The sequence below is a fragment of the Streptomyces sp. NBC_01716 genome (assembly GCF_036248275.1).
Lineage (GTDB): Bacteria > Actinomycetota > Actinomycetes > Streptomycetales > Streptomycetaceae > Streptomyces.
This window is the reverse complement of record NZ_CP109181.1, coordinates 4,045,286-4,064,837: the sequence shown is the minus strand read 5'-3', so window position 1 is coordinate 4,064,837 and position 19,552 is coordinate 4,045,286. Positions and strand designations below refer to the sequence as shown.

At 70.2% G+C, this 19,552-nt stretch carries 18 protein-coding genes; 10 read left to right on the top strand and 8 right to left on the bottom strand.

Annotated features, from left to right (window positions below):
- Positions 1 to 202: 202 nt before the first annotated feature.
- Complete coding sequence (locus OIE74_RS17605) at positions 203 to 436, bottom strand: hypothetical protein (protein ID WP_189110977.1); 234 nt, start codon at positions 434 to 436, stop codon at positions 203 to 205.
- Between the two features lie 194 nt (positions 437 to 630).
- Entirely contained in the window at positions 631 to 1,335 is a 705-nt protein-coding gene (locus OIE74_RS17600) for a TetR/AcrR family transcriptional regulator (protein ID WP_329384387.1), read from the bottom strand.
- A gap of 109 nt (positions 1,336 to 1,444) precedes the next feature.
- Here OIE74_RS17600 and OIE74_RS17595 point away from each other — a divergent pair, with 109 nt between their 5' ends.
- The 8 genes from OIE74_RS17595 (at position 1,445) to OIE74_RS17560 (ending at position 9,646) form a co-directional block, all read left to right on the top strand.
- A complete protein-coding gene (locus OIE74_RS17595; protein ID WP_329384384.1) occupies positions 1,445 to 2,488 on the top strand; it encodes a medium chain dehydrogenase/reductase family protein in 1,044 nt (347 codons plus the stop codon).
- Positions 2,485 to 3,153, top strand: a complete 669-nt coding sequence (locus OIE74_RS17590; RefSeq protein ID WP_329384381.1) for a TetR/AcrR family transcriptional regulator — start codon at positions 2,485 to 2,487, stop codon at positions 3,151 to 3,153. The genes OIE74_RS17595 and OIE74_RS17590 overlap by 4 nt, the downstream gene beginning before the upstream one ends.
- Positions 3,154 to 3,221: 68 nt before the next feature.
- Positions 3,222 to 3,839 (top strand): ABC transporter permease, encoded by a 618-nt coding sequence (locus OIE74_RS17585; RefSeq protein WP_329384378.1) that lies wholly within the window; start codon positions 3,222 to 3,224, stop codon positions 3,837 to 3,839.
- 90 nt (positions 3,840 to 3,929) lie between these two features.
- A complete protein-coding gene (locus tag OIE74_RS17580; RefSeq protein WP_329384375.1) occupies positions 3,930 to 6,233 on the top strand; it encodes an esterase-like activity of phytase family protein in 2,304 nt (767 codons plus the stop codon).
- 260 nt (positions 6,234 to 6,493) lie between these two features.
- A complete protein-coding gene (locus tag OIE74_RS17575) occupies positions 6,494 to 6,643 on the top strand; it encodes a hypothetical protein (RefSeq protein ID WP_329384372.1) in 150 nt (49 codons plus the stop codon).
- A gap of 265 nt (positions 6,644 to 6,908) precedes the next feature.
- The gene (locus OIE74_RS17570) at positions 6,909 to 8,207 is read left to right on the top strand and encodes a peptidase (RefSeq protein ID WP_329384369.1); all 1,299 of its coding nucleotides are present in this window, start codon (positions 6,909 to 6,911) and stop codon (positions 8,205 to 8,207) included.
- Between the two features lie 183 nt (positions 8,208 to 8,390).
- Positions 8,391 to 8,855, top strand: coding sequence for a VOC family protein (locus tag OIE74_RS17565; RefSeq protein ID WP_329384368.1), 465 nt, complete (start codon positions 8,391 to 8,393; stop codon positions 8,853 to 8,855).
- A 194-nt stretch (positions 8,856 to 9,049) separates the two neighbouring features.
- Positions 9,050 to 9,646 (top strand): hypothetical protein, encoded by a 597-nt coding sequence (locus tag OIE74_RS17560; protein WP_329384365.1) that lies wholly within the window; start codon positions 9,050 to 9,052, stop codon positions 9,644 to 9,646.
- A 74-nt stretch (positions 9,647 to 9,720) separates the two neighbouring features.
- On the opposite strand, the gene OIE74_RS17555 is transcribed toward OIE74_RS17560, so the two are convergent.
- Positions 9,721 to 10,638: a trypsin-like serine peptidase gene (locus OIE74_RS17555; RefSeq protein WP_329384363.1), complete on the bottom strand. Its 918-nt coding sequence runs from the start codon at positions 10,636 to 10,638 to the stop codon at positions 9,721 to 9,723.
- Between the two features lie 171 nt (positions 10,639 to 10,809).
- Between OIE74_RS17555 and OIE74_RS17550 the strand changes: the two genes are divergently transcribed.
- Positions 10,810 to 11,514 (top strand): hypothetical protein, encoded by a 705-nt coding sequence (locus tag OIE74_RS17550; RefSeq protein WP_329384360.1) that lies wholly within the window; start codon positions 10,810 to 10,812, stop codon positions 11,512 to 11,514.
- On the opposite strand, the gene OIE74_RS17545 is transcribed toward OIE74_RS17550, so the two are convergent.
- Both OIE74_RS17545 and OIE74_RS17540 read right to left on the bottom strand, forming a co-directional pair.
- On the bottom strand, positions 11,487 to 12,260 hold the full coding sequence (locus OIE74_RS17545; RefSeq protein WP_329384357.1) for a polysaccharide deacetylase family protein: 774 nt from the start codon (positions 12,258 to 12,260) through the stop codon (positions 11,487 to 11,489). The two genes, OIE74_RS17550 and OIE74_RS17545, sit on opposite strands and share 28 nt — an antisense overlap.
- A 129-nt stretch (positions 12,261 to 12,389) precedes the next feature.
- On the bottom strand, positions 12,390 to 12,995 hold the full coding sequence (locus tag OIE74_RS17540; RefSeq protein WP_329384354.1) for a TetR/AcrR family transcriptional regulator: 606 nt from the start codon (positions 12,993 to 12,995) through the stop codon (positions 12,390 to 12,392).
- Between OIE74_RS17540 and OIE74_RS17535 the strand changes: the two genes are divergently transcribed.
- Entirely contained in the window at positions 12,922 to 13,530 is a 609-nt protein-coding gene (locus OIE74_RS17535; protein WP_329384351.1) for an SDR family oxidoreductase, read from the top strand. The genes OIE74_RS17540 and OIE74_RS17535 overlap by 74 nt on opposite strands.
- A gap of 117 nt (positions 13,531 to 13,647) precedes the next feature.
- Here OIE74_RS17535 and OIE74_RS17530 read toward each other — a convergent pair whose 3' ends face one another.
- The 3 genes from OIE74_RS17530 to OIE74_RS17520 form a co-directional block, all read right to left on the bottom strand.
- The gene (locus OIE74_RS17530) at positions 13,648 to 14,307 is read right to left on the bottom strand and encodes a hypothetical protein (RefSeq protein ID WP_329384348.1); all 660 of its coding nucleotides are present in this window, start codon (positions 14,305 to 14,307) and stop codon (positions 13,648 to 13,650) included.
- A gap of 208 nt (positions 14,308 to 14,515) precedes the next feature.
- On the bottom strand, positions 14,516 to 17,542 hold the full coding sequence (locus tag OIE74_RS17525; protein ID WP_329384346.1) for an AfsR/SARP family transcriptional regulator: 3,027 nt from the start codon (positions 17,540 to 17,542) through the stop codon (positions 14,516 to 14,518).
- 118 nt (positions 17,543 to 17,660) lie between these two features.
- Positions 17,661 to 19,169 (bottom strand): glycoside hydrolase family 3 protein, encoded by a 1,509-nt coding sequence (locus OIE74_RS17520; RefSeq protein ID WP_329392335.1) that lies wholly within the window; start codon positions 19,167 to 19,169, stop codon positions 17,661 to 17,663.
- Positions 19,170 to 19,552 lie beyond the last annotated feature (383 nt).

Below are 19,552 nucleotides of genomic sequence, written 5' to 3'. Positions count from 1 at the left end.
GGCCCCCACCGTCGTAGCGCCGGCGGTCCTCCCGTAAAACCACATGACTCTGCCCCGACCGCCGGTCGTTCGGGCGGTCGGGGCAGAGGGTGGGGGGCACTGTGGTCCGGAAAACGAGAGAGGGGCAGGGTCGTCACCACCCTGGCCGGGGATGGTGCCGCGCCTGCCCTGTCTCGCCTACTCAGTGGGGGTCGGCCGAGGATCAGCCACCCAGGATCTCGGCGACCTTGTCCGACAGACCGCCGGCGATCTCGTCCGCGACACCGGAGCCGACGATCGCGGCGATGATCAGGGCCACCAGGACGATGACGCCGACGTACTCGACCGCGCCCTGGCCCTTGTCGCTGCGGCGCTTCATGGCGGCGACGGCGGTGTTCGCCCAGGTGCCGACGTAGAGCTTGGCGTTGGTGGCGGCCTTCAGCGTGACGTTCGACATGTGATTCCCCTTGTGTGTCGGCCGGCCGTCTTCCGGCCGACTCGTACGAGTCTTTGGTGTCCCCGGCGCTTCCGACTTCCTCCTGGCCGGTCTCGCTGGCGACATGAGAAACATACGGCGGCACGCCGTCCCGGGCATGGGCCCCAAGGCCCAGCTCCGGGCCCAACCCGCGACTTGGGCCCGTCGTTCGTCGTTCAGGTGCGCGGGGTCAGGTGTGCGAGCGTCGTGATGATGCGGTCGGCGATGTCGTCAGGCCAGGGGAACGCCTGCGAGACCGCACGCTGATGTGCGAGTCCGTGCAGCCCCAGCCAGAGCGCCACCGCGTCGCTGGACACGTCGGTGCTGGTGGCCTGCCCCGCGGCGACGCAGTCGCCGAAGAGGCCGACGAGCAGCCGCATGGTGTCCGAGCCGAGTGAGGCCAGATCGTCGTGGGTCAGGGAGCTGTCCCCGAGAGTCGGCTGCCAGAGGCCGCCGAACATGGTGCGGTAGCGCCCGGGATGAAGCCGCGCGAAGTCCAGATAGGCGTCGCAGGCGGCGTAGAGCCGTTCGCGCGGATCGTCGCCGGCCGCTTCCACGGCGGCCAGCAGATTTCTGTGCAGGTCGGCGAACTCCCCTTGCACGACGGCCAGCATGATGGCCGGCTGGTCGGGGAAGTGCGGGTAGATCGACGGGGCGGCGATGCCGACGCGGCGGGCGACCGAGCGCAGCGTGATCGCGCGTTCGTCGCCGGACTCGTCGAGCAGTTCCACCGCGGCGGCCACGATGTCCTCGCGCAGGCGCCCGCCCTCGCCGCGGCGGTTGCGTGCGCGGGCGGGTTTCGCGGCGGGGCCCGCGGGCGACGCGTCTGGTCCGGGCCCCGCGCTCGGTACGGCGGACTCCTCCGCCGGCGTCTTCTTCACCCTGTCACCTTACACCGCGAAGCTTATCGCCGGATTCCCTTGCGGGCTCAAGTTAACGCCTGTAGTGTTACGACCGTAAGCAAACGAGCGAAGCCCTGAGGAGCCCACCATGACCAGCACCGTTACCACCAACGCCACCGAGATCGTCCTGCCCGGCAAGGTCGAGCCGAGCGGTCTGAAGGTCCACAACCGTGAGCTGCCGCCGCCCGCCGCCGGTCAGGTCGTTCTGCGGATGGACGCGACCGGCGTCTCCTTCGCCGAGCAGCAGATGCGCCGCGGCAAGTACTACAACCAGCCGGCCTTCCCCTTCGTACCGGGCTACGACCTGGTCGGTACGGTCACCGCGACCGGCCCCGGTGTCGACACCGCCCTGACCGGACGCCGCTTCGCCGCCGTCACCAAGGTCGGCGCATGGGCCAGCCACCTGCTGCTCGACGCCGAGGACCTGCTCCCCGTGCCCGACGACGTGGACGCCGCCGACGCGGAGACCGTCGTGGTCAACGGCATCACCGCCTGGCAGATGCTGCACCGGATGGCCAAGGTCCCCTCCGGCGGCACCATCGTGGTGCTGGGCGCCAACGGCGGCGTCGGTTCCACGCTCGTACAGCTCGCCCGGCACGCCGGGATCACGGTGATCGGTACGGCGTCGGCCCGCCACCACGAGGCGGTACGTGAGCTGGGAGCCGTCCCGGTCGACTATCGCGACCCCGACCTGTATGGCCGGATCGCCGAACTCGCCCCGGGCGGCGTGGACGCGGTGTTCGACCACGTCGGCGGCGCCGGACTGGTGCGCTCGTGGCGACTGCTGCGCAAGGGCGGCACGCTCGTCTCGTACGGCACCGCGGCGACGAAGGACGACGAGGGCAACTCGCAGCTCCCCGTACTGAAGCTCTTCGCACGACTCTTCGCCTGGAACTACCTGCCCAACGGCAAGAGCGCGCACTTCTACAACTTCTGGGCCGGCCTGCGTCGCCCGGAGACCTTCCGCCGCCGGCTGCGCGAGGACCTCACCCAGGTGCTGCGGCTGGTCTCGGAGGGCGTCCTCACCCCGCAGATCGCCGCGCGGATCCCGCTGAGCGACGTCGCGTCGGCGCTGTCGCTGGCCGAGTCCCACACCGTCGCGGGCAAGGTCATCCTCGTCCCGGACGCGTGACACTCTCGGCGCCGTCGACACCACTGCCGTCGACACCACTGCCGTCGACACCACCGGCGCGGACGCACGCGCGGAACCGCCGGGGACAGGGCGGCAACCTGCGTAACGACATCCTGGCTGCCGCGACCGAGTTGCTCGACCACGGCGACCAACGGGCCGTCACGCTACGGGCCGTGGCCCGGCGGGCCGGGATCACCGCCCCGTCGATCTATCCGCACTTCCCCGACCGGTCCGCCATCGTGCTCGCGGTCGTCCGCGAAGGCTTCGCCGAACTGTCCGGCCGGCTCCGGTCCTCGGTGGCGCGTGCGGGGGACGATCCTCGCGAACGGCTCTATGCCGCCTGCCGCGCGTATCTCGACTTCGCCGCCGCCCATCCCGGGCGCTACCGCGCGATGTTCGCCGAACTCCCGGCCACCGACGACCCCGCCACTCTGGGCGCGCCGGCGCAACGCGTCCTCGCCGACGCCCTCGCCGAGTGCGTCACCGCCGGGCACTCCACCAGCACCGCCCCCCGCGCCGACGCGCTCGCGCTCTGGCTCGGCCTGCACGGATTCGCTCACCAACGCACCATCGCCCACGCCTTTCCGTGGCCCCCCGATCTCGTACGGCCCTTCGTGGCCTCGCTGTCACGCATCGGGCGCCCGGGACGCGGGCCCCTTTCGTAGGTCCTGTCCGGTGGACAGGACATCAACCCACCCCACCGCACCCCACCCCGACTCCGGAGGTCTCCACCATGTCCATCGCCACTGCCGTCGCCCCGTCCACGACCAAGTCCCCGGCAGGCGGGCCCCGTTCGGGCGAGGTCGACAACCGTGCGACATACGTCAGCTTCGGACTCGCCTACGTACTCGGCCACGGCGCAGCGGCCGTCTCCGGTGGCAGTAACCCCCTGTTCGCCCTGCCCGGCTGGCTGCCCATGACGCTCCTCGGAATCGGGCTCGCGGCCGGCACCGTCAACGCGACCCTTGCCGCCGCCCGCGCCCAACGCGGCGCCACCGGGCCCGACATCCTCTCCGGCAAGCTGCTCGGCGCGTCGTGGGTCGTCGCGTTCGCCGCACTGTTCCTCGCCATCACCGGACTGACGAACAGCCTCGACCTGCCCGACCTGCAATCGATGCTCTGGCCCACCGGCTCCGGTCTCGTCGTCGGCCTCCTCTACCTCGCCGAAGGCGCCGTACGCCGCAACACCCTCCACTACACCCTCGGCGTCTGGCTCGCCCTGACCTCCACGGCGGCGCTCTTCCTCGGCACCCCCGGCCTCTACTGGGTCCTCACCCTCGCGGGCGGCGGCGCGTACGCGGTCGCGGCGGTCCTCGAAGACCGCCGGCTCGCCGCGTACCGGCGTCGATGACCTTCCGCGGCTGTTCATCCGGGCGCCGTTCCGTGCTCGCGCGCGGGTGGGACGATCCTGCCCTCCCAACTGTCCTGCAACGGAGAAACGATGCCCCCGAAGAGAACCTGCGCCGCGCTCGTAGCCGTGGCGGTCGCCGCCGGTCTGCTGGCCGGGACGGGCGCGGCGAGCGCACACCAGGATTCGCGGCGGCCGGTCGCCTTCGACCGCACCGCCACCTACCCGGTCTTCCAGAACCGGCCCGCCGGCGAAGACCCCGCGTCCCCGACCGTCGCCGAGATCTCGGCGACCAGCGCGGACGGCCGGACCCTGGTCTACACCGACGCCCTGGCCCGGCGGATCGGCTTCCTCGACATCAGCGACGCCGACCGCCCGCAGGGCCTCGGCACGCTCTCGCTCGCCGAACTCGGCGACGCCGAGGACGAGCCGACGTCGGTGGCCGTCGTCGGCAAGTACGTCCTGGTCGTGGTAAACACCAGCGCGGAGTACACCGACCCGTCCGGCCGGCTCGACGTCATCTCCCTGCGCGACCGCGAGCGGGTGGCGAGTTACGACCTCGGCGGCCAGCCCGACTCCATCGCGATCAGCGCGGACAAGCGGTACGCCGCGATCGCCATCGAGAACGAGCGCGACGAGGAGGCGACCCCGCCCGGCGGCGAGGAGGGCGATCTGCCCCAACTCCCGGCCGGTTTCCTCCAGATAGTCGACCTCAAGGGCGCCGCGCCCACCCAGTGGCGCACCCGTGCGGTGCCGCTGACCCGGCCCGACGGCAAGGCGCTGCCGGCCCTGGTCGCGGGCGGGATCACCGAACCGACCGACCCGGAGCCGGAGTACGTCTCCATCAACAGCCGTAACCAGCTGGTGGTGACCCTCCAGGAGAACAACGGCGTTGTGCTGCTGGACCTGCCGACGGGCAGGATCACCAAGGCGTTCAGTGCCGGTACGGCGTCGGTCGACGGCATCGACACCGTCGATGACGGCAACATCGACCTGACCGGCTCGATCACCGGCGTACCGCGCGAGCCCGACTCGGTCGGCTGGGTCGACGACCGCTACCTCGCCACCGCCAACGAGGGCGACTGGCACGGCGGTACGCGCGGCTGGTCCATCTTCGACAGCCGCACCGGCAAGGTCGTCTGGGACGCGGGCAACAGCTTCGAAGAGATCGCGGCGCGTCACGGACTGCACAACGAGTCCCGCGCCGAGAAGAAGGGCACCGAGCCGGAGGGCCTGGCCATCGCCGAGCTCGACGGTGTGCGCTACGCCTTCGTCGGCTCGGAGCGGAGCAACTTCGTCGCGGTGTACGACCTGAGCCGGCCGACCGCCCCGGTCTTCCGCCAGGTGCTCGCCACCACCAACGGCCCCGAGGGCCTGCTGCCGATCCCGTCGCGCGACATGCTCGCGGTCTCCAGCGAGGAGGACGACGCCGCGGTCAACGTACGGGCCTCGGTGAGCCTCTTCCGCCTCGGCAGGCACACACCCTCCTTCCCGAGCATCGTCTCGGCGGACGACTCGGCGGGCGCCCCGATCGGCTGGGGCGCGCTCGGCGCGCTCTCCGCCGTACCCGGCAAGTCGAGCCAGCTCTACAGCGTCACCGACGCGGCGTACTCCACCACCAAGATCCTCACGATCGACGCGGCCCGCCAACCGGCGGTCATCGCACGGTCGTTGACGGTCAAGGGAACGGACGGCCGGCCGATCGGTTACGACGCGGAGGGCATCCACGCCCGTAAGCAGGGCGGCTTCTGGCTCGCGGTGGAGGGCAAAACCGGCGCGGGCAACAAGCTGGTCCGGCTCGACAGCGCGGGCAACACCCGTCAGGTCGTCCCGCTGCCGACGGACGTCGCGGCGGGGCTCGGGGGACAGGGCTTCGAGGGCGTCACGGCGACCACCGACCGCCGGGGCCACGAGGTGGTCTGGGCCACGCTCCAGCGCGAGGTCAAGACGGACCCGGCGGGCACGGTCCGCCTCGGCCGGTACGACGTCGAGGCCGACAGCTGGAGCTGGTACGGCTACCGGATCGGCAGCACCAGCACGCCAGGCGACTGGATCGGCCTCTCCGAGATCACCGCGGTCGGCGACAAGCTCGCGGTGATCGAACGGGACAAGCTGAACGGCCCGTCCGCGAAGATCAAGCGGATCTACACGGTCGACCTCCCGAGTTCAGCGGCCCCGTCGGGCCCGCTGCGCGTGCTCCCGAAGAAGCTGGCCCACGACGTCCTGCCCGACCTCCGCGCGGGGAACGGCTGGACGCAGGAGAAGCTGGAGGGCCTGACCGTGGCCGGGAACGGCGAGGTCTACGCGGTGACGGACAACGACGGCCTGGACGACGCCACGGGCGAAACGACCTTCCTGCACCTCGGCTCGGACCGCGAGATCTTCGGCCGCCGCTGATTCCCTTGACCCCTGGGTCCCGTTCCACGGCCGCCGGCCCACTGCCGGCGGCCGTGGAACGGGCTAGGGCGTGTTTGAGAAGTCCCGTCTGGCCCACGACGCCTGGCACGCGCGCTCGCTGCGTTGTCGGAGTCATCCAAGTACGTCCAGTCCTTCTACGGGGATGATCCTCCGCCTTGCGATCGCACGCACCAGACGCCGTGGGCCCCGCCCGATGGGCGGACGACGCTACTTCTCAAACACGCCCTAACGTCGCGGTCGTGAAGATACGGCGCCCCGATCTGGGGGAGTTCACACCTGTCCGCGTCCCACTGACCGTATCCGCGGTGGACGCGCTCGCACTCCAGCCGGCCGAACTCGCCGACTACGTACGCGATCACGTCGGGGGCGCCACACCTTGCCCTCCATGAAATGACATGGATCACAAAAGTGACCTGTGTGGGGAAAGCAACTATCCCCCTATGCGGCGATTGTCCGGCACGTGAGGGCTCCGTGCCACCCCCTTCGCCCGTTTAACGTGCTTCCGCCAGCGGTGTTTTCGGTCATACGATCCCGGCGAAGCCCTGCGTGATGCCACCGCTGGGGTTGCCTCAACACCTTTCGCACCAGCTTTCAGATCCCGCTTTCTCACCCTGCTTTTCGGACCCGTGAAGGACTCCGTTGAAGATTCGCCGCATGCTTGCCACGGCCGTTGTCGCCGCCGTCACCACCCCCGTAGTCCTGCTCTCCGTCACCCCCGCGCTCGCCGACGCCAAATCGTCCGTCGCGTCGCAGGCACAGCAGCGGGGCGCGCAGGACAAGCCCTCCATCGAGGAACTCGAAAAGGCCGCCGAGAAGGCGCAGAAGGCGTACGACGACGCCGAAGCCGCGCACCAGGCAGCCAGGGTGGTCCTCGACGCGGCTCTCTCCGACGACGCGCCTCTCAGCGTCGCCGCGAAGGCCGCCAGGGCGGAGGCGACCGCCGCCGCCACCGCGAAAGTGAACGCCGACACGGCGCTCGCCGACGCCAGGGCCGCACTCGCCGCGCTGCCCGAGACCGCCACCGACGAGGAGAAGACGGCCGCCGAGAAGGCCGTCACCGACGCCGAGACCGCCGCCGCGTCCGCGGCGGGCGCCAAGACCACCGCCGACGAGAAGGCCACGGCTGCCGACCGTGCCCGCGACGACGCCCGCGTGGCGGCCGTACGGGAGTACGGCAAGGTTCAGAACGCCCTGAAGGAAGCCCTCAAGGAGAAGGAGGCCGCCGACAAGGCGCTCGCCGACGCCCAGGAGGAGGCGGGGGAGCCGGAGGAGCCGAGCTGCGTCCCCGAGGGCAAGCTCACCACCGTCGTCACCGGCCTGCCGTCCAAGCTGGTCGCGGGCGCCACGACCAACTTCTCGGTGCGCGTGACCAACGGCACGAAGAAGTCCATGGACAGGGTCTCCCCGAGCGTCAACTTCCACGCGACGGACAAGGGCGGCTACAACGTCATCGACGACGCCTTCCAACTCCAGTGGTCGACCGCCGCGTTCCCGGCCTGGCAGAACGTGGGAGAGGACCACAAGGCCGGGACCATCAGTCCGCTGAAGGCCGGTGCCCACATCGATGTGAAGCTGCGCCTGAAGATCGACGCCAAGGCCCCGGCCGGGCACGGTCTCGCCTTCGTCTCCGGCGAGTACTCCAACTTCGACGAGTCCTGCGGCGGCAACTTCGCCACCGAGTACGCCTTCGATCTCCTGGCCGCCGGCAGCGCGGTGGATGACGACGTCGACGACGCCAAGCCCGGCGGCACCACGCCGCCGACCTCGGACAACAAGCCGCAGGGCGGCACGTCCGGCACCGTAAAGAACTCCTCCGACGACGACGGCTCCCTCGCCAGCACGGGCTCGTCCTCGCCCCTGCCGCAGTTCGCCGCGGCGGCCGGCGGCGCGCTGGCCCTCGGCGCGGCGGCGGTCTTCACGGCCCGTCGCCGCCGGTCCAACTCGGCGGCCTGAGGCGCCCCGACCCTGACCGCACGTTGAGACAAGGGCGCCCCCTTCCCGGGGGCGCCCTTGTCTGTCCGCGTCCGTACGCGCGGGGCCCGCGCGGGGCCCGAAGGACAAGTTGCAGGGGAGCGGAACGCTGCGCAAGGTGGACGGAACGGGGACCGACTCGCATCCGTGGGAAGGACAACTCTCATGACTCCCCGTGGCAACCTGCCGACCCCCGCCGAGGGCCTGGTTCTGACCCACTTCCTGACCGTCCGGGACGTCGTGGCCTCGCGCCGCTTCTACGCCGACATCTTCGGCGGGGAGGTGGTGCTGGAGGAGAACCCCTGCATCGTGAAGATCGCCAACGGCTGGATCATCATGAACCCGGGCGGCGGCCCCACACCCGACAAGCCCGACGTCATCCTCACCGCCCCCGAACCCGGTGACCCCGTGTCCTCGTTTCTCAACGTACGGGTGGCGGACATCGCGGCTTTCTACGAGCAGGCGACCGCGAAGGGCGCGCGGTTCCTCACCGAGCCGCTCGACCGCAAGGCCGAACTCCGCTGCTACCTCAAGGATCCGGACGGCTACCTGATCGAGATCGGCCAGGCCACCGGCATCCTGGAAGGCGTCTTCGCGGACCGTACGGACCCGCCGGACGGCGGGGCGTAGGACGGGCGCCAATTAACCGCTCTGTTGTGATTCGGCCAAGCCTCCTCGCATTCCTATTCGGTGCCGACTTCGGTGCGACTTCGTTGCCGAAATCGGCACCGAATACGCGGGCGTGCACAAGAGGAACCGCCCGATCTTTTTCGTGGTAGAGTCTTATTGAATTCACAGGACGCCACGAGAAAAAGGGGAATGGCGTGAATACCGAGAAGGTTACGGGTCGACGTCTTACGGCCGGCGAGGTCTCAGAGTTGGGCGTCCAGGACGCCATCTTCGTCTCGGCGGAGATGGATGGCCTTCCTCTCGACTGCTACGCTCCGGCATTCCTTTCGGAGCCGGGAAAGAATTCAGAGGGAGGGTCCTTCGCCGCGCGGACGGTATTCGGCGAGGAAATCCATGTTCTCCCGGACAACGCCGACGAGCGCGGGATCTGGGTCGCCGACAAGGCGGGGGAGGAAATCGAGGTTCTCCGGAGCGCCGGCGTCGTTCTGAATCTCGCGCTCTTCGTGCCCAACGGGAACACCGAAGCTCTGGAGGCGCTCTACTCCGCCGCGCGCGACGCGTTCGGCGCGGGGATCGTCCAGCGCTGGAGCGAGGAAGTCGTCGAGGTGCCGGACGTCAAGGTCGACCTGTTCGAGGAGCCGGTCCGGGGGCGCAAGAGCGCGAGCCAGAACCGCGACCGCCGCGCGTTGGACATCTACCCGACCCGGGTGCGTTTTCTGGAGCCCAGCGACGGCTGGAAGTTCATTGTCGAACCGCACAAGGAAGTCGTGGACGACACACCCACGATCTGATCCGGCGGCCTAAATTCCGTCTGCGCTCGGCTGGGATTTCCCAGCCGAGCGTTTTCGTTTCCGAATGGCGGGACTCAGCCCTTCTGGGCCCGGTTGTACACCTTCTTCGCCGTGGCCCCCAGCACCTCTCCGTACATCTTGGTCGGCGTCAGCGCGTCCAGCGAGCCATTGACCGAGACAAGGACGCCCTTGCCGGTGGTGGTGTCGAAGTCGGCCAGCCACGGGCCGCCGCTGGAGCCGCCGGTCATGTCGCAGGGAATGGCCTGCATACCGTTCTCCTTCTTCGCCTTGCCGACGCAGCGGAGGAGTTCCTCGCCGCGCTGCGGGCGGGTGGCGGAGTAGCCGAGGGCGGAGACGGTGCCGCCGACGGCGCGGTTGAAGGCGATGGCCTGGCCGCCCACGACGTCGGTGAGTTTGCGGCCCTTCTTGTCGGCGTCGACGACCAGCGCGGAGACGTCATCGGTGGAGTCGTTCACCCAGGCACGCGGGCTCGCGGCGGTGCGGACCGCGAAAGCGCCGTACGGCTGCTTGCCCTTGCCGTAGCCGGGGGCGAACACCATCGTGGTGTTGGTGTTGCCGGGGGAGGAGCCGCGGCGTACGCAGTGCGCGGCGGTCATCACGGCGGAGCGGTTGGCGCTCTTGACGGCGGTGGCCGTGCACCAGGTGTCGGCGCCGTTGGCGTTGACGAAGAAGAGCCGCCCCACGGTCTTGAGGGCGACGCCCCGGTACGGCTTGGCCTTGGGCCCGGTGGGACCGAGGTCCACGGACTTGCCGACGGCCTTCATCCGGGCGGTGGTCCAGTAGGCGAGGGCCTCGCGGCGTTCCTTGGCGGTGTACGTCATGACGGAGACGGGCTCGGCGGCGGCTCGGCTCTGCCCGACCACGGCGGTCGCCGGCACCGGCACGGCGAGAACGAGGGCCGTACCGGCCGCGGCCAATCCCACGGCCCGGCCACGAAGACGCCGGATCAGGGAAGTTGCTGTCTCGGACATGGGGGATGTCTCCTCGCCTGGTGCGCCGTCGATGGACGTGGCCGGTCGGGCCGCACTGCAAGAGAGGGGAACGGGCGTGCCCGGTTGCGCGGTCGAGAACCTGTGACAGTGCGCGTACTTCGCCCATCGAGGTTCCGTCCCGCTGTCAGAGGCGGCGGGTTGAATAGGCCCATGACCGCATACGACGTCGCGCGCCGACTCCCCGCCATCGCCGACCTGCGGCACCTGTGCCGTTCCTTGGCGGTGCTCGATACGATCCTCAGCCCTGACTGGGAGTACCGGTACTACTCCTTCGACTCCGCCTGGGCCGAGGGCGAGGAGATGGCCTCGATGCGCAACGGCTCGGGTGACGACTACTCCATCGTCTTCTCGCCGGTCGGTGCCTATGTGCGCGGTTTCGATCACGAGTCGCCGATGAGCCCGTACGTGAACGACGGTGAACTCTGGCCGGGTGTGATGGACGAGGTCCCCACGGCTTTCCGGTCGTGGGTCGAGGAGCCGGCGTTCAGCGACGAGGACAACGTGCCTGTCGCGACGGCCTGTATATGGCGCGAGGCCGCGGACGACCGTTGGAGACATGGAACGATTGATTTTCCGCTGGGCCGCGAAGACCCGGACGGGGCGGACAGTCTCTTCCGACTCCTTGTGGAACGTTCTCCCGAGGCGTACCGGCGATTCGCCGAGGACTACTACGAGGTTCCCGTGGACCTGGAAGCGGTACGCCATGTGTACGCGTCGCGACCGGTGACTCCCGCACTCGTGTCGTCGCTGAACGCGGAGGCCGACTTCGCGGCCGTTGCCGATGAGATCGGGCGGATCGGCCATCCATGCATCGCTCAGCGCATCGCTCAGCGCACCGGGAAGCCGAACGAGTAACCCTGCTCCTTGAGTTGGGGAAGGAGTTGGCGCAGGGCCTCCACCGTCTGGGTGCGGTCGCCGCCCGCGTCGTGGAACAGGAGCGTCGGTCCGTTGGGCAGCTCCCGCTCGACCGTGGCGACGATGGCGGCCGTGCCAGGGCGCTCGAAGTCCTTGGTGTCCACGTTCCAGCCCAGCGGGCGCATGCCCCGGGACGCGGCGAGCTGGCGGCTGTAGGGGGTGAAGGCCCCGCCGGGCGCGCGGTAGTACATCGGCCGTACGCCCCCGGACGCCTTGGTGATCATTCGTTCGGCGTCGAGGATCTGCTGCGACTGGTAGGTCTGGGAGTCCTTGTCCATGGCGGTGTTGTGCGACACCGAGTGGTCGCACAGCCGGTGCCCGTCCGCGACCACCTTCTTCACGAGGTCGGGGTGGGCCTGCGCCTGCGTCCCCACCATGCAGAACGTGGCTTTCACCTCGTACTCCCGCAGCAGGTCGAGCATTTGGGGGGTCCACACGGGGTCGGGGCCGTCGTCGATGGTGATGTTGACCCCGCGCTCCCCCGCCTCCGAGGCGTGCGCGATGGTCGCCGCGACCGGCTTGATGTCACCGCCCGGCGTGGCCGGCGCGCTCGGCTTCGCCGAGGAGCCGCCCGGGGTTACGGCGTGCGTGGTCCACACCGAGGCACCGGTGGCGAGCATCGTCACTCCGAGCGCCGCCCCGATCAACTTGCCGTACCAGCCACGCCCGCCGCTGTGCCGTGCCATGTCCGCCCCTTATGCGCGATCCCGTTGATCCCCGGTGGTCTTACGACCAACTGACAGGACGAGGCATGTGGGCGGTGGGATGCGTCCGTTACCGATCGCGGACAACTCCGGGAGAGTTCCCGGACAAGGTCAGAGCGGCCAGTTCCGCAGGGCCGCGTCGGTCATCGCCTGGAGTTCGTCGCGGCAGACACCGCTCGCGGCCTGCACGGCGATGCCGAACGCCAAGGTGGTGACATAGCGGGCCAGCAGCCCCGGATCGGTCTCCGGTGGCAGGTCGCCCTCGTCGACGGCTCGCTGGAACCGCTCCCGGACAGTGGAGTGGCTGTTGTTGCGCCAGTCGACGAGAAGGTCGCGGACGTCCCGCCCGGCGTCGCCGGCGGCCAGGGCTCCCTGGACGCCCATGCACCCCTGGGGCCGGGCCGCGCGAGTGGTGGTGCGAATGGTGCCGGCCAGGATCGCGGTGGCGACGCCGAGGGCGGTCGGCTCCTCAAGCGCCCGCGCCAGGTAGGCGCTCGGGCCTTCGGTGTAACGCTCCAGAGCCTTGCGGAACAGCTCCTCCTTGTTGCCGAAGGCCGCGTACATGCTCGTGGTGGAGATGCCCATCGCGTCCGTGAGGCCCGCCAGGCTGGCCCCCTCGTAGCCGTGCTCCCAGAACACCAGCATGGCGCGCTCAAGCGCCTCGTCGGCGTCGAATCCTCGCGGCCGGCCGATCGGACCGCTCTTCTTCGTCTCCACCCCCACAGCCTACCTCTTCCGTAGTGATCGATGCGGAAGTGCTACCGTGGCCATTCGGTGGCGACCGCTACAGAAGTCGAAGGAGGCTGTTCACGCGTGGGACAACTGGAAGACAAGACCGCTCTCGTCACCGGGGGCAGCACTTGGCGCGCGATTCGTACAACTCGATGTGACCGACGACGAATCGGTGAACAGCGCGCTGGCGACGATCGGTTCGGCCGAGGGCCGGCTCGACGTTCTGGTCCACAACGCGGGCATCCTGGGACACGGCGTCGCCGACGGTCCCACGGCTCTCCAGGTCTTCGACACCAACGCGGTCGGGGTCGTCCGCGTCACGGAGGCGGCGCTTCCGCTGCTGCGTAAATCCTCGAACCCGACCATCGAGCCCGGCTTCACCGCCACCGACATGACCGAGGGATTCGAAGGCGGCAGAACGCCGGAAGAGAGCGCCGGCACGATCGTGCGCCTGGCGACTCTCGCCACGGACGGCCCGACAGGAACCTTCTCGGACGAGGCGGGCGAACTGCGCTGGTAGACATGGCCCGATCCGGGTGACACCCCCGGGCCGCCGGCCCGGGGGTTCGTCGTGGAGCCGGCTTCGATGGTGCCGTGACGCCATGGGCGCCGCCGGCCAACGGGCCTGCGTGGGTTGTCAGTTGGACCAGGTGACCGGGCTGTCGCTGTACGCGTCGCCCTCGTCGAAGGACGCGGACGTGACCGGGGTGCCCTTCGTGGCGCTGAGCGAGCAGGTCTCGTAGGACGCGTCCTTGGTGGTGAACTCGGCGGGCGCGGTCTCGTTGTCGCACTTGCCCGGGATGTCGCCGATCAGGACGACACCCGTGCCGCCGCCACCGTCCAGCACGCCGTTCAGCTTCAGCGACGCGTACGACAGGTCGGTGCCCCCGACGTTCTCCACCTTCATCTTGATGAAGTACGGCGTCATTCCCGCCGCCTTCTCGCCGAAGGCGGCCATGTCCGCCTCGGCGCCCTTCTCGATCGCCGTGACCGTCACGGCGATGGTGCCCTTCTTCTCGCTCGTGTACTCGAACGGCACAACAGCCCTGTCGCCGACCTTGAGTTCCGTTCCCGGCGCGGTGGTGTCGCCCTCGGCCGGAGCGTCGCCGCCGGCGTCCCCGCCCTCGTCGCTCGGCTCGGACGAGGCCGGGTCCGGGTCCGGGTCCGCGGCCGGGTCCGAGGTCGACGCCGCCGGTGAGTCCTGTGCCGCCGCCCCCTCGTCGTCGCCGTTGCACGCGGAGAGCCCGAGCGCCATGGTGACCAGAGCGGCGGCGAATGCGATACGTCCCTTGTGCACTGCTGTTACCTCACTGATAACGAGAGCCGGCCGATACGGCGGCCTCGTAGGTTCGATTGCCTCAAGAAATGACCGGCAGCGCGGGTGGACCTGCTTGAGCGGCCCGCCGACGGCATTTCGTTGCCGAGGCGCACAGTGACACGCACCGGAATACGGCGGGCACACGCCGGGAATACGAGGGGTCGGGTACCGCTCGGAGCCGTACCGCTCAGCGGATTCTGGCTCGCACCGCCGCCACCTCGTCCGCCAGCTTCCGCGCGGCGCTCTCGTCACCCGCCGCGGACCGCAGTCGCGCCAGCTTCTCCAGGACACCCGCGAGCAGATACGGGTAGTCGATCCCGCGCGCCACCTCCACCGCGTGCTCCCCCCGCTCGATCGCGGCTCGCAGGTCACGACCGTCGTGCGGGTCGTACAGGCGGAGATCGAGGAGGTCGACGAGAACTCGGGCCTCGAACATGGGGTCATGGGTCGTGCGCGCGAACTCGACGCCTTCGAGAAGACGGCGTCGCGCTTCGGCGTACTCACCCCGGGCCAGATGGAGACAGCCCCAGGCGTGGGCGGTGTAGAACGCGCCCGCCGACCCGATGTCCCGTACGCACGCCGTCAGTTCGGTGAACGACTCCGCCGCGTCAGCGTGCCGGCCGAGCGCGAGCTGCGCCTGGCCGAGCCAGTAGGTGTCCCGCGCGATCAGGGTGCGGATTCCCTGCTTACGTGCCCCGGCGACGATCTCGGCGAGAACCTCCGCCGCGACCCCGGGCCGCCCCGCCTGGAGATGGGCGAGACCGACCTGTGAGTACGCGTGCAGTGCCGCGGCCTCCTGCCCGGCGGCGTTGAGCCGTTCCCAGGCCTCGCGGCCCGCCGCGATCGCCTCGGTCAGACGTCCGTTGGGCACGAGGAAGAACGGCGCGTTGCTCAGCGCCTCCAGGTAACCTCGCCGGTCCCCCATCCGCTCGAACAGGCCCATGGCCTCGGTGTTGGACTCCTCGGCCGGGCCGTACCGGCGCCGGGTGTAGCTCAGACCGGCCATCGAGATGAGCAGTCTGGCCCGGCCCCGCACGTTGCCCGCGGCCGTGGCCAGGCGCATCGCCGTCTCGTAGCACTCCTGCCAGTCGTCGAAGTACCGCTCCGTCTCGAACAGCGCGTGCCCGCCCACGGCCAGTTCCCAGCAGAGCTCGTCCCTGCCCAGCTCGGCGGCCTGCCGCACACCTGTCACCAGCGGGATACGTTCCGAGTCCAGCGACACCATCGGAGCCACCGACGCGGGCAGACTCGCCTCCACCCGCTCCGGCCGCCAACGGGAGGCGTCCCGCTGGAACATGTTCTGTCCCATGTGGTCGCGGTCGGCGATGTCCGTGAGAGCCAGAAGGGCGCTGAGGACGCGGACGACGGCTTCGTCCCGGACCTCCACCGAGTCCTCCACCTCCGCGCGTTCCCTCGCGTAGGCGCGGATCAGATCGTGGAAACCGTAACGGGCCTGGCCGTTGGGCGTTCCTGTGACGTCGAGCAGATGGACGTCGACCAGCTCGTCGAGGAGTTCCTGGGCCGCGCGCAGTTCGGTGTCGACCGCGGCGGCTGCCGCCCAGAGCGGGAAGTCGGGTGCCTCCAGGAGCCCGAGGAGCCGGAACAGCCGCCGCGCCCCGGACCGTAGCCCTTCGTAACTCAGCCCGAAACTGGCCCGTACCTCAAGATCCCGGTAGCGGAGCGCGTCCAGCCGATGCTGTTCGTCCGCCAGCCGCGACACGAGGTCCGCCACGCGCCAGTGCGGTCGTGACACCAGGAGCGAACCGACGATCCGCAGCGCGAGCGGCAGCCGCGCACAGAGCCGGACCAGGTCGGACAGCTCCGCCGATGTGGCCGATGCCAGCCGGTCGCCGGTGCTGTCGCGCAGCATGCCCAGGCTGTCGGCCTCGGACATCTCGCGGAGCTGGACCCGGTGCGCGCCGCCGAGCCCGCCGAGCCGTACGCGGCCGGTGACGATCACCCCGCACGTACCGCTGGCCGGCATCAGCGGCGCCAACCGCTCCTCGTCGGACGCGTCGTCGAGCACCACCAGGATCCGGCGTTCCGCGAGCAGGCTCCGGTAGAGATCGGTACGTTCCTCCGGATCGTCCGGCACCGCGGTGGCGGGCACTCCGAGCGCGCGCAGGAAGCGGCCGAGTACGGTGGCCGGTTCGGTCGGCCGGCTACGCGTACCGGCCAGCGTCGCGAACAACTGCCCCTCGGGGTAAGCCGACTTGAGGCGATGCGCGGCCTGGACCGCGAGCGCGGTCTTGCCGATTCCGCCGGGGCCCGAGATCGTCACCACCGCGGCCGGCCGGTCGGCGGCGCGGTCTTTGCCGAGCGCCGCCTCGATCTCAGCCAACTCGGCCCGCTGGCCGCTGAAGTCGCCGAGTGTGGGAGGCAGCATCCGGGCGGTGTTGGCGTTCGGGTGCTCCCGCTTCCCGGTCACGACGGCCGGATCCGCCGTTGGATCCGCCGTGTGACCTTCCGCCGGATCGTCCGTCGGTTCCTCGCCGAGAATCGTCCGGTGCAGGTCCCGCAGCTTCTGCCCCGGTTCCAGACCGGTCTCCTCCGCCAGGATGTCCCGGACCTGGAGGTACGCCAGCAGCGCGTCCGCCCGCCGGCCGCAGCGGTACAGCGCGAGCATGAGCTGGGCCCACATCCGCTCGCGGAACGGGTGCTCCATTGTCAGCGCGGTCAGCTCGCCGAGCAGCTCGCTGTGCCGGCCGAGCCGGAGGTCGACGTCGATCCGCTCTTCGAGTACGCCGAGCCGCAGCTCGTCCAGGCGGGCGGCCTCCGAGGTCAGGGCCGGTACGTCGGCGAGCCCGGCGAACGCGGGTCCCCGCCACAGGCCCAGGGCCTCGTCATAGAGCCGCCGTGACTGAGGGGGATCACCGGCCACGAGCGCCGCTCGGGCCATGTCCACCAGGTCCTCGAACCGCGCCGCGTCCAGTTCGTCGCGGTCGGCGCGCAGCAGATAGCCGGGGCCCTCCCTGGCGATACGTCCCGGCTCCCCCAGGCGCTGCCGGAGCCGGTGGACGTACGTCTGCACGTTCTTGGCGGCGCTTTTCGGCTGCTCATCGCCCCAGACCGCCTCCGCCAGCGCATCGCCGGAGACCGGCCGGCCCGGCCGGCACAGCAGGACAGCCAGGACCAACTGCCCTTTCGGTGTGCCCAGTTCCACCGGTACGCCCGCCCGCCGCACGGTCAGCGGGCCCAACACCCCGAAGTCCACAGCCGCCCCCCGCCACGTTCGACGGTCATCGTAACGGCCGACGGCTCGTTACCGGCCCGGCTACGGGGTGCTCGCCACGGCCGTGATCGTGGTCGTCGCGATCACCCGGCGGGCCGTCTCAGCGTGCGCCCGTGAGCAGTTCCGCCGCGGCGATTCCCGATGCCGCCGACGCACCGTGTGTGCAGATGCGTGCCGCTCCGGTGTCCGGACCGGGCAGGCCCATCTCGACCACGAGCGCGTCCGGGCGTACCGCGGTGATCTCGGCGAGGGCCTTGCCCATCCACAGGTGCCTGGCGGAGTCCCTGACGACGACGACCAGGGGGCGTCCCGACGCGGCTTCCAGGCCGCAGGCGTCCACCGCGGTGCCCGGCTCACGCAGGGCGTCGCCGTGCACCCGGACCGAGGTGGTCCCGCGGAGCCGTTCGCTCAACGGGAGGGCGACGCCCCACGGGGTCTCGTTGCCGACGGCCAGGTTGGTGACCGGCACCAGTTCCGCCACGTGCGGCGCGGCGGACAGCGGCAGCGCGTCCCGTACGGAGCCGGTCAGCCGGAGCGCCCGGCGGGCGGCGACCAGCCCGATGGCCTCGTCCGCCGTGGCGTCCGGCTCGCCCCGGCGCAGCTCGGTGGACCAGCGGGCGAACGCACCCACCCTGTCCACCGCGTCCGCGAGGCGGTCCTCGGACAGTTCGCCGCCGATGACGGCGTCGCACAGCGCGTCGGCGAGCCGCGTGGTGGTGCCCTCGTCGGCGTTCTCGCCGCCCACACAGATGGCGTCCGCACCGGCGACCACGGCCCGGACGGCCGCGCCATCAATCCCGTAGCGTTCGGCGACCGCGCCCATCTCGATGGCGTCGGTGACGATCAGGCCGTCGAAGCCCAGCTCGTGGCGGAGCAGATCGACGAGAATGCGGCGGCTGAGCGTCGCCGGAAGATCCGGGTCGTACGCGGGCACCAGGAGGTGACCGCTCATGACGGCGCGCACTCCGGCGTCCAGCGCGGCGCGGAAGGGCGGCAGCGCCTCGACGGCGATCCGCTCCCGGGACGCGGTGTAACAGGGGAGGCTGTGGTGGGAGTCGACGGCCACGTCCCCGTGCCCGGGGAAGTGCTTGGCGCAGGCCGCGACACCGGCCGACTGGAGGCCCCGTACCCAGGCGCCGGCGTGCCGGGAGACGGCCTCGGGTTCGGCCCCGAACGACCGCACGCCGATGATGGGGTTGTCGGGGTTGGAGTTGACGTCGACGCTCGGCGCGTAGTCCAGGCTGACTCCCACGGCGCGCAGTTGGCGTCCCAGATCGGCGGCCACGGAGGCGGTGAGCTCCGTGTCGTCGGCGACGCCCAGGGCGTAGTTGCCGGGCCGGGTGGAGCCTGTCGCGGACTCGATCCTGGTGACATCGCCGGACTCCTCGTCGATGGCGATGATCAACTCGGGGTTCTCCGCGCGTAGTTGAGCGGTAAGCCGGGCGACCTGCTCGGTGGAGACGATGTTGCGGGAGAAGAGCACCACGGACGCGAGGCCGTTCCGGATCTCGCGGAGTATCCAGTCCGGCGCGGTCGTGCCCACGAACCCTGGCTGCAGGAGGGAGAGGGCAAGCCGCCGCAGCTCCTTGCTGTGTCCGCTTGACATGATCTGTGCCTTTCGCGTGGGCCGGCGCCGCAATCCTTGGTATGGACCAATAGTCTGAACCTAAGCCGACCCCCCGCGTCAAGAGCCAACCCCCACGTCAAGTGATCGTCGGGCGTGCGTGTGAGGTGGGCAACACGACCGGAGGCCCGAGTCGCGTCCCTCGCGCGTGAATCGACTTTCCCGGGCGGCGGGGGTGTGCTCCCAGCTCGCGAACTTACGTACCGTCAGGAGGTTTTGACGCTACGTCGCGCCGATCGAGCTGTTTGACATACGAGTTGGTCTAGTCCAACTTTGTGTGCACACGTGCCGTAGGGGATCTCGACAGAGGCACCGCGCTTCGCATCCGGAAGCGCTCCGCGCCGGACCCTGTGTTCACCCGCGCGCGC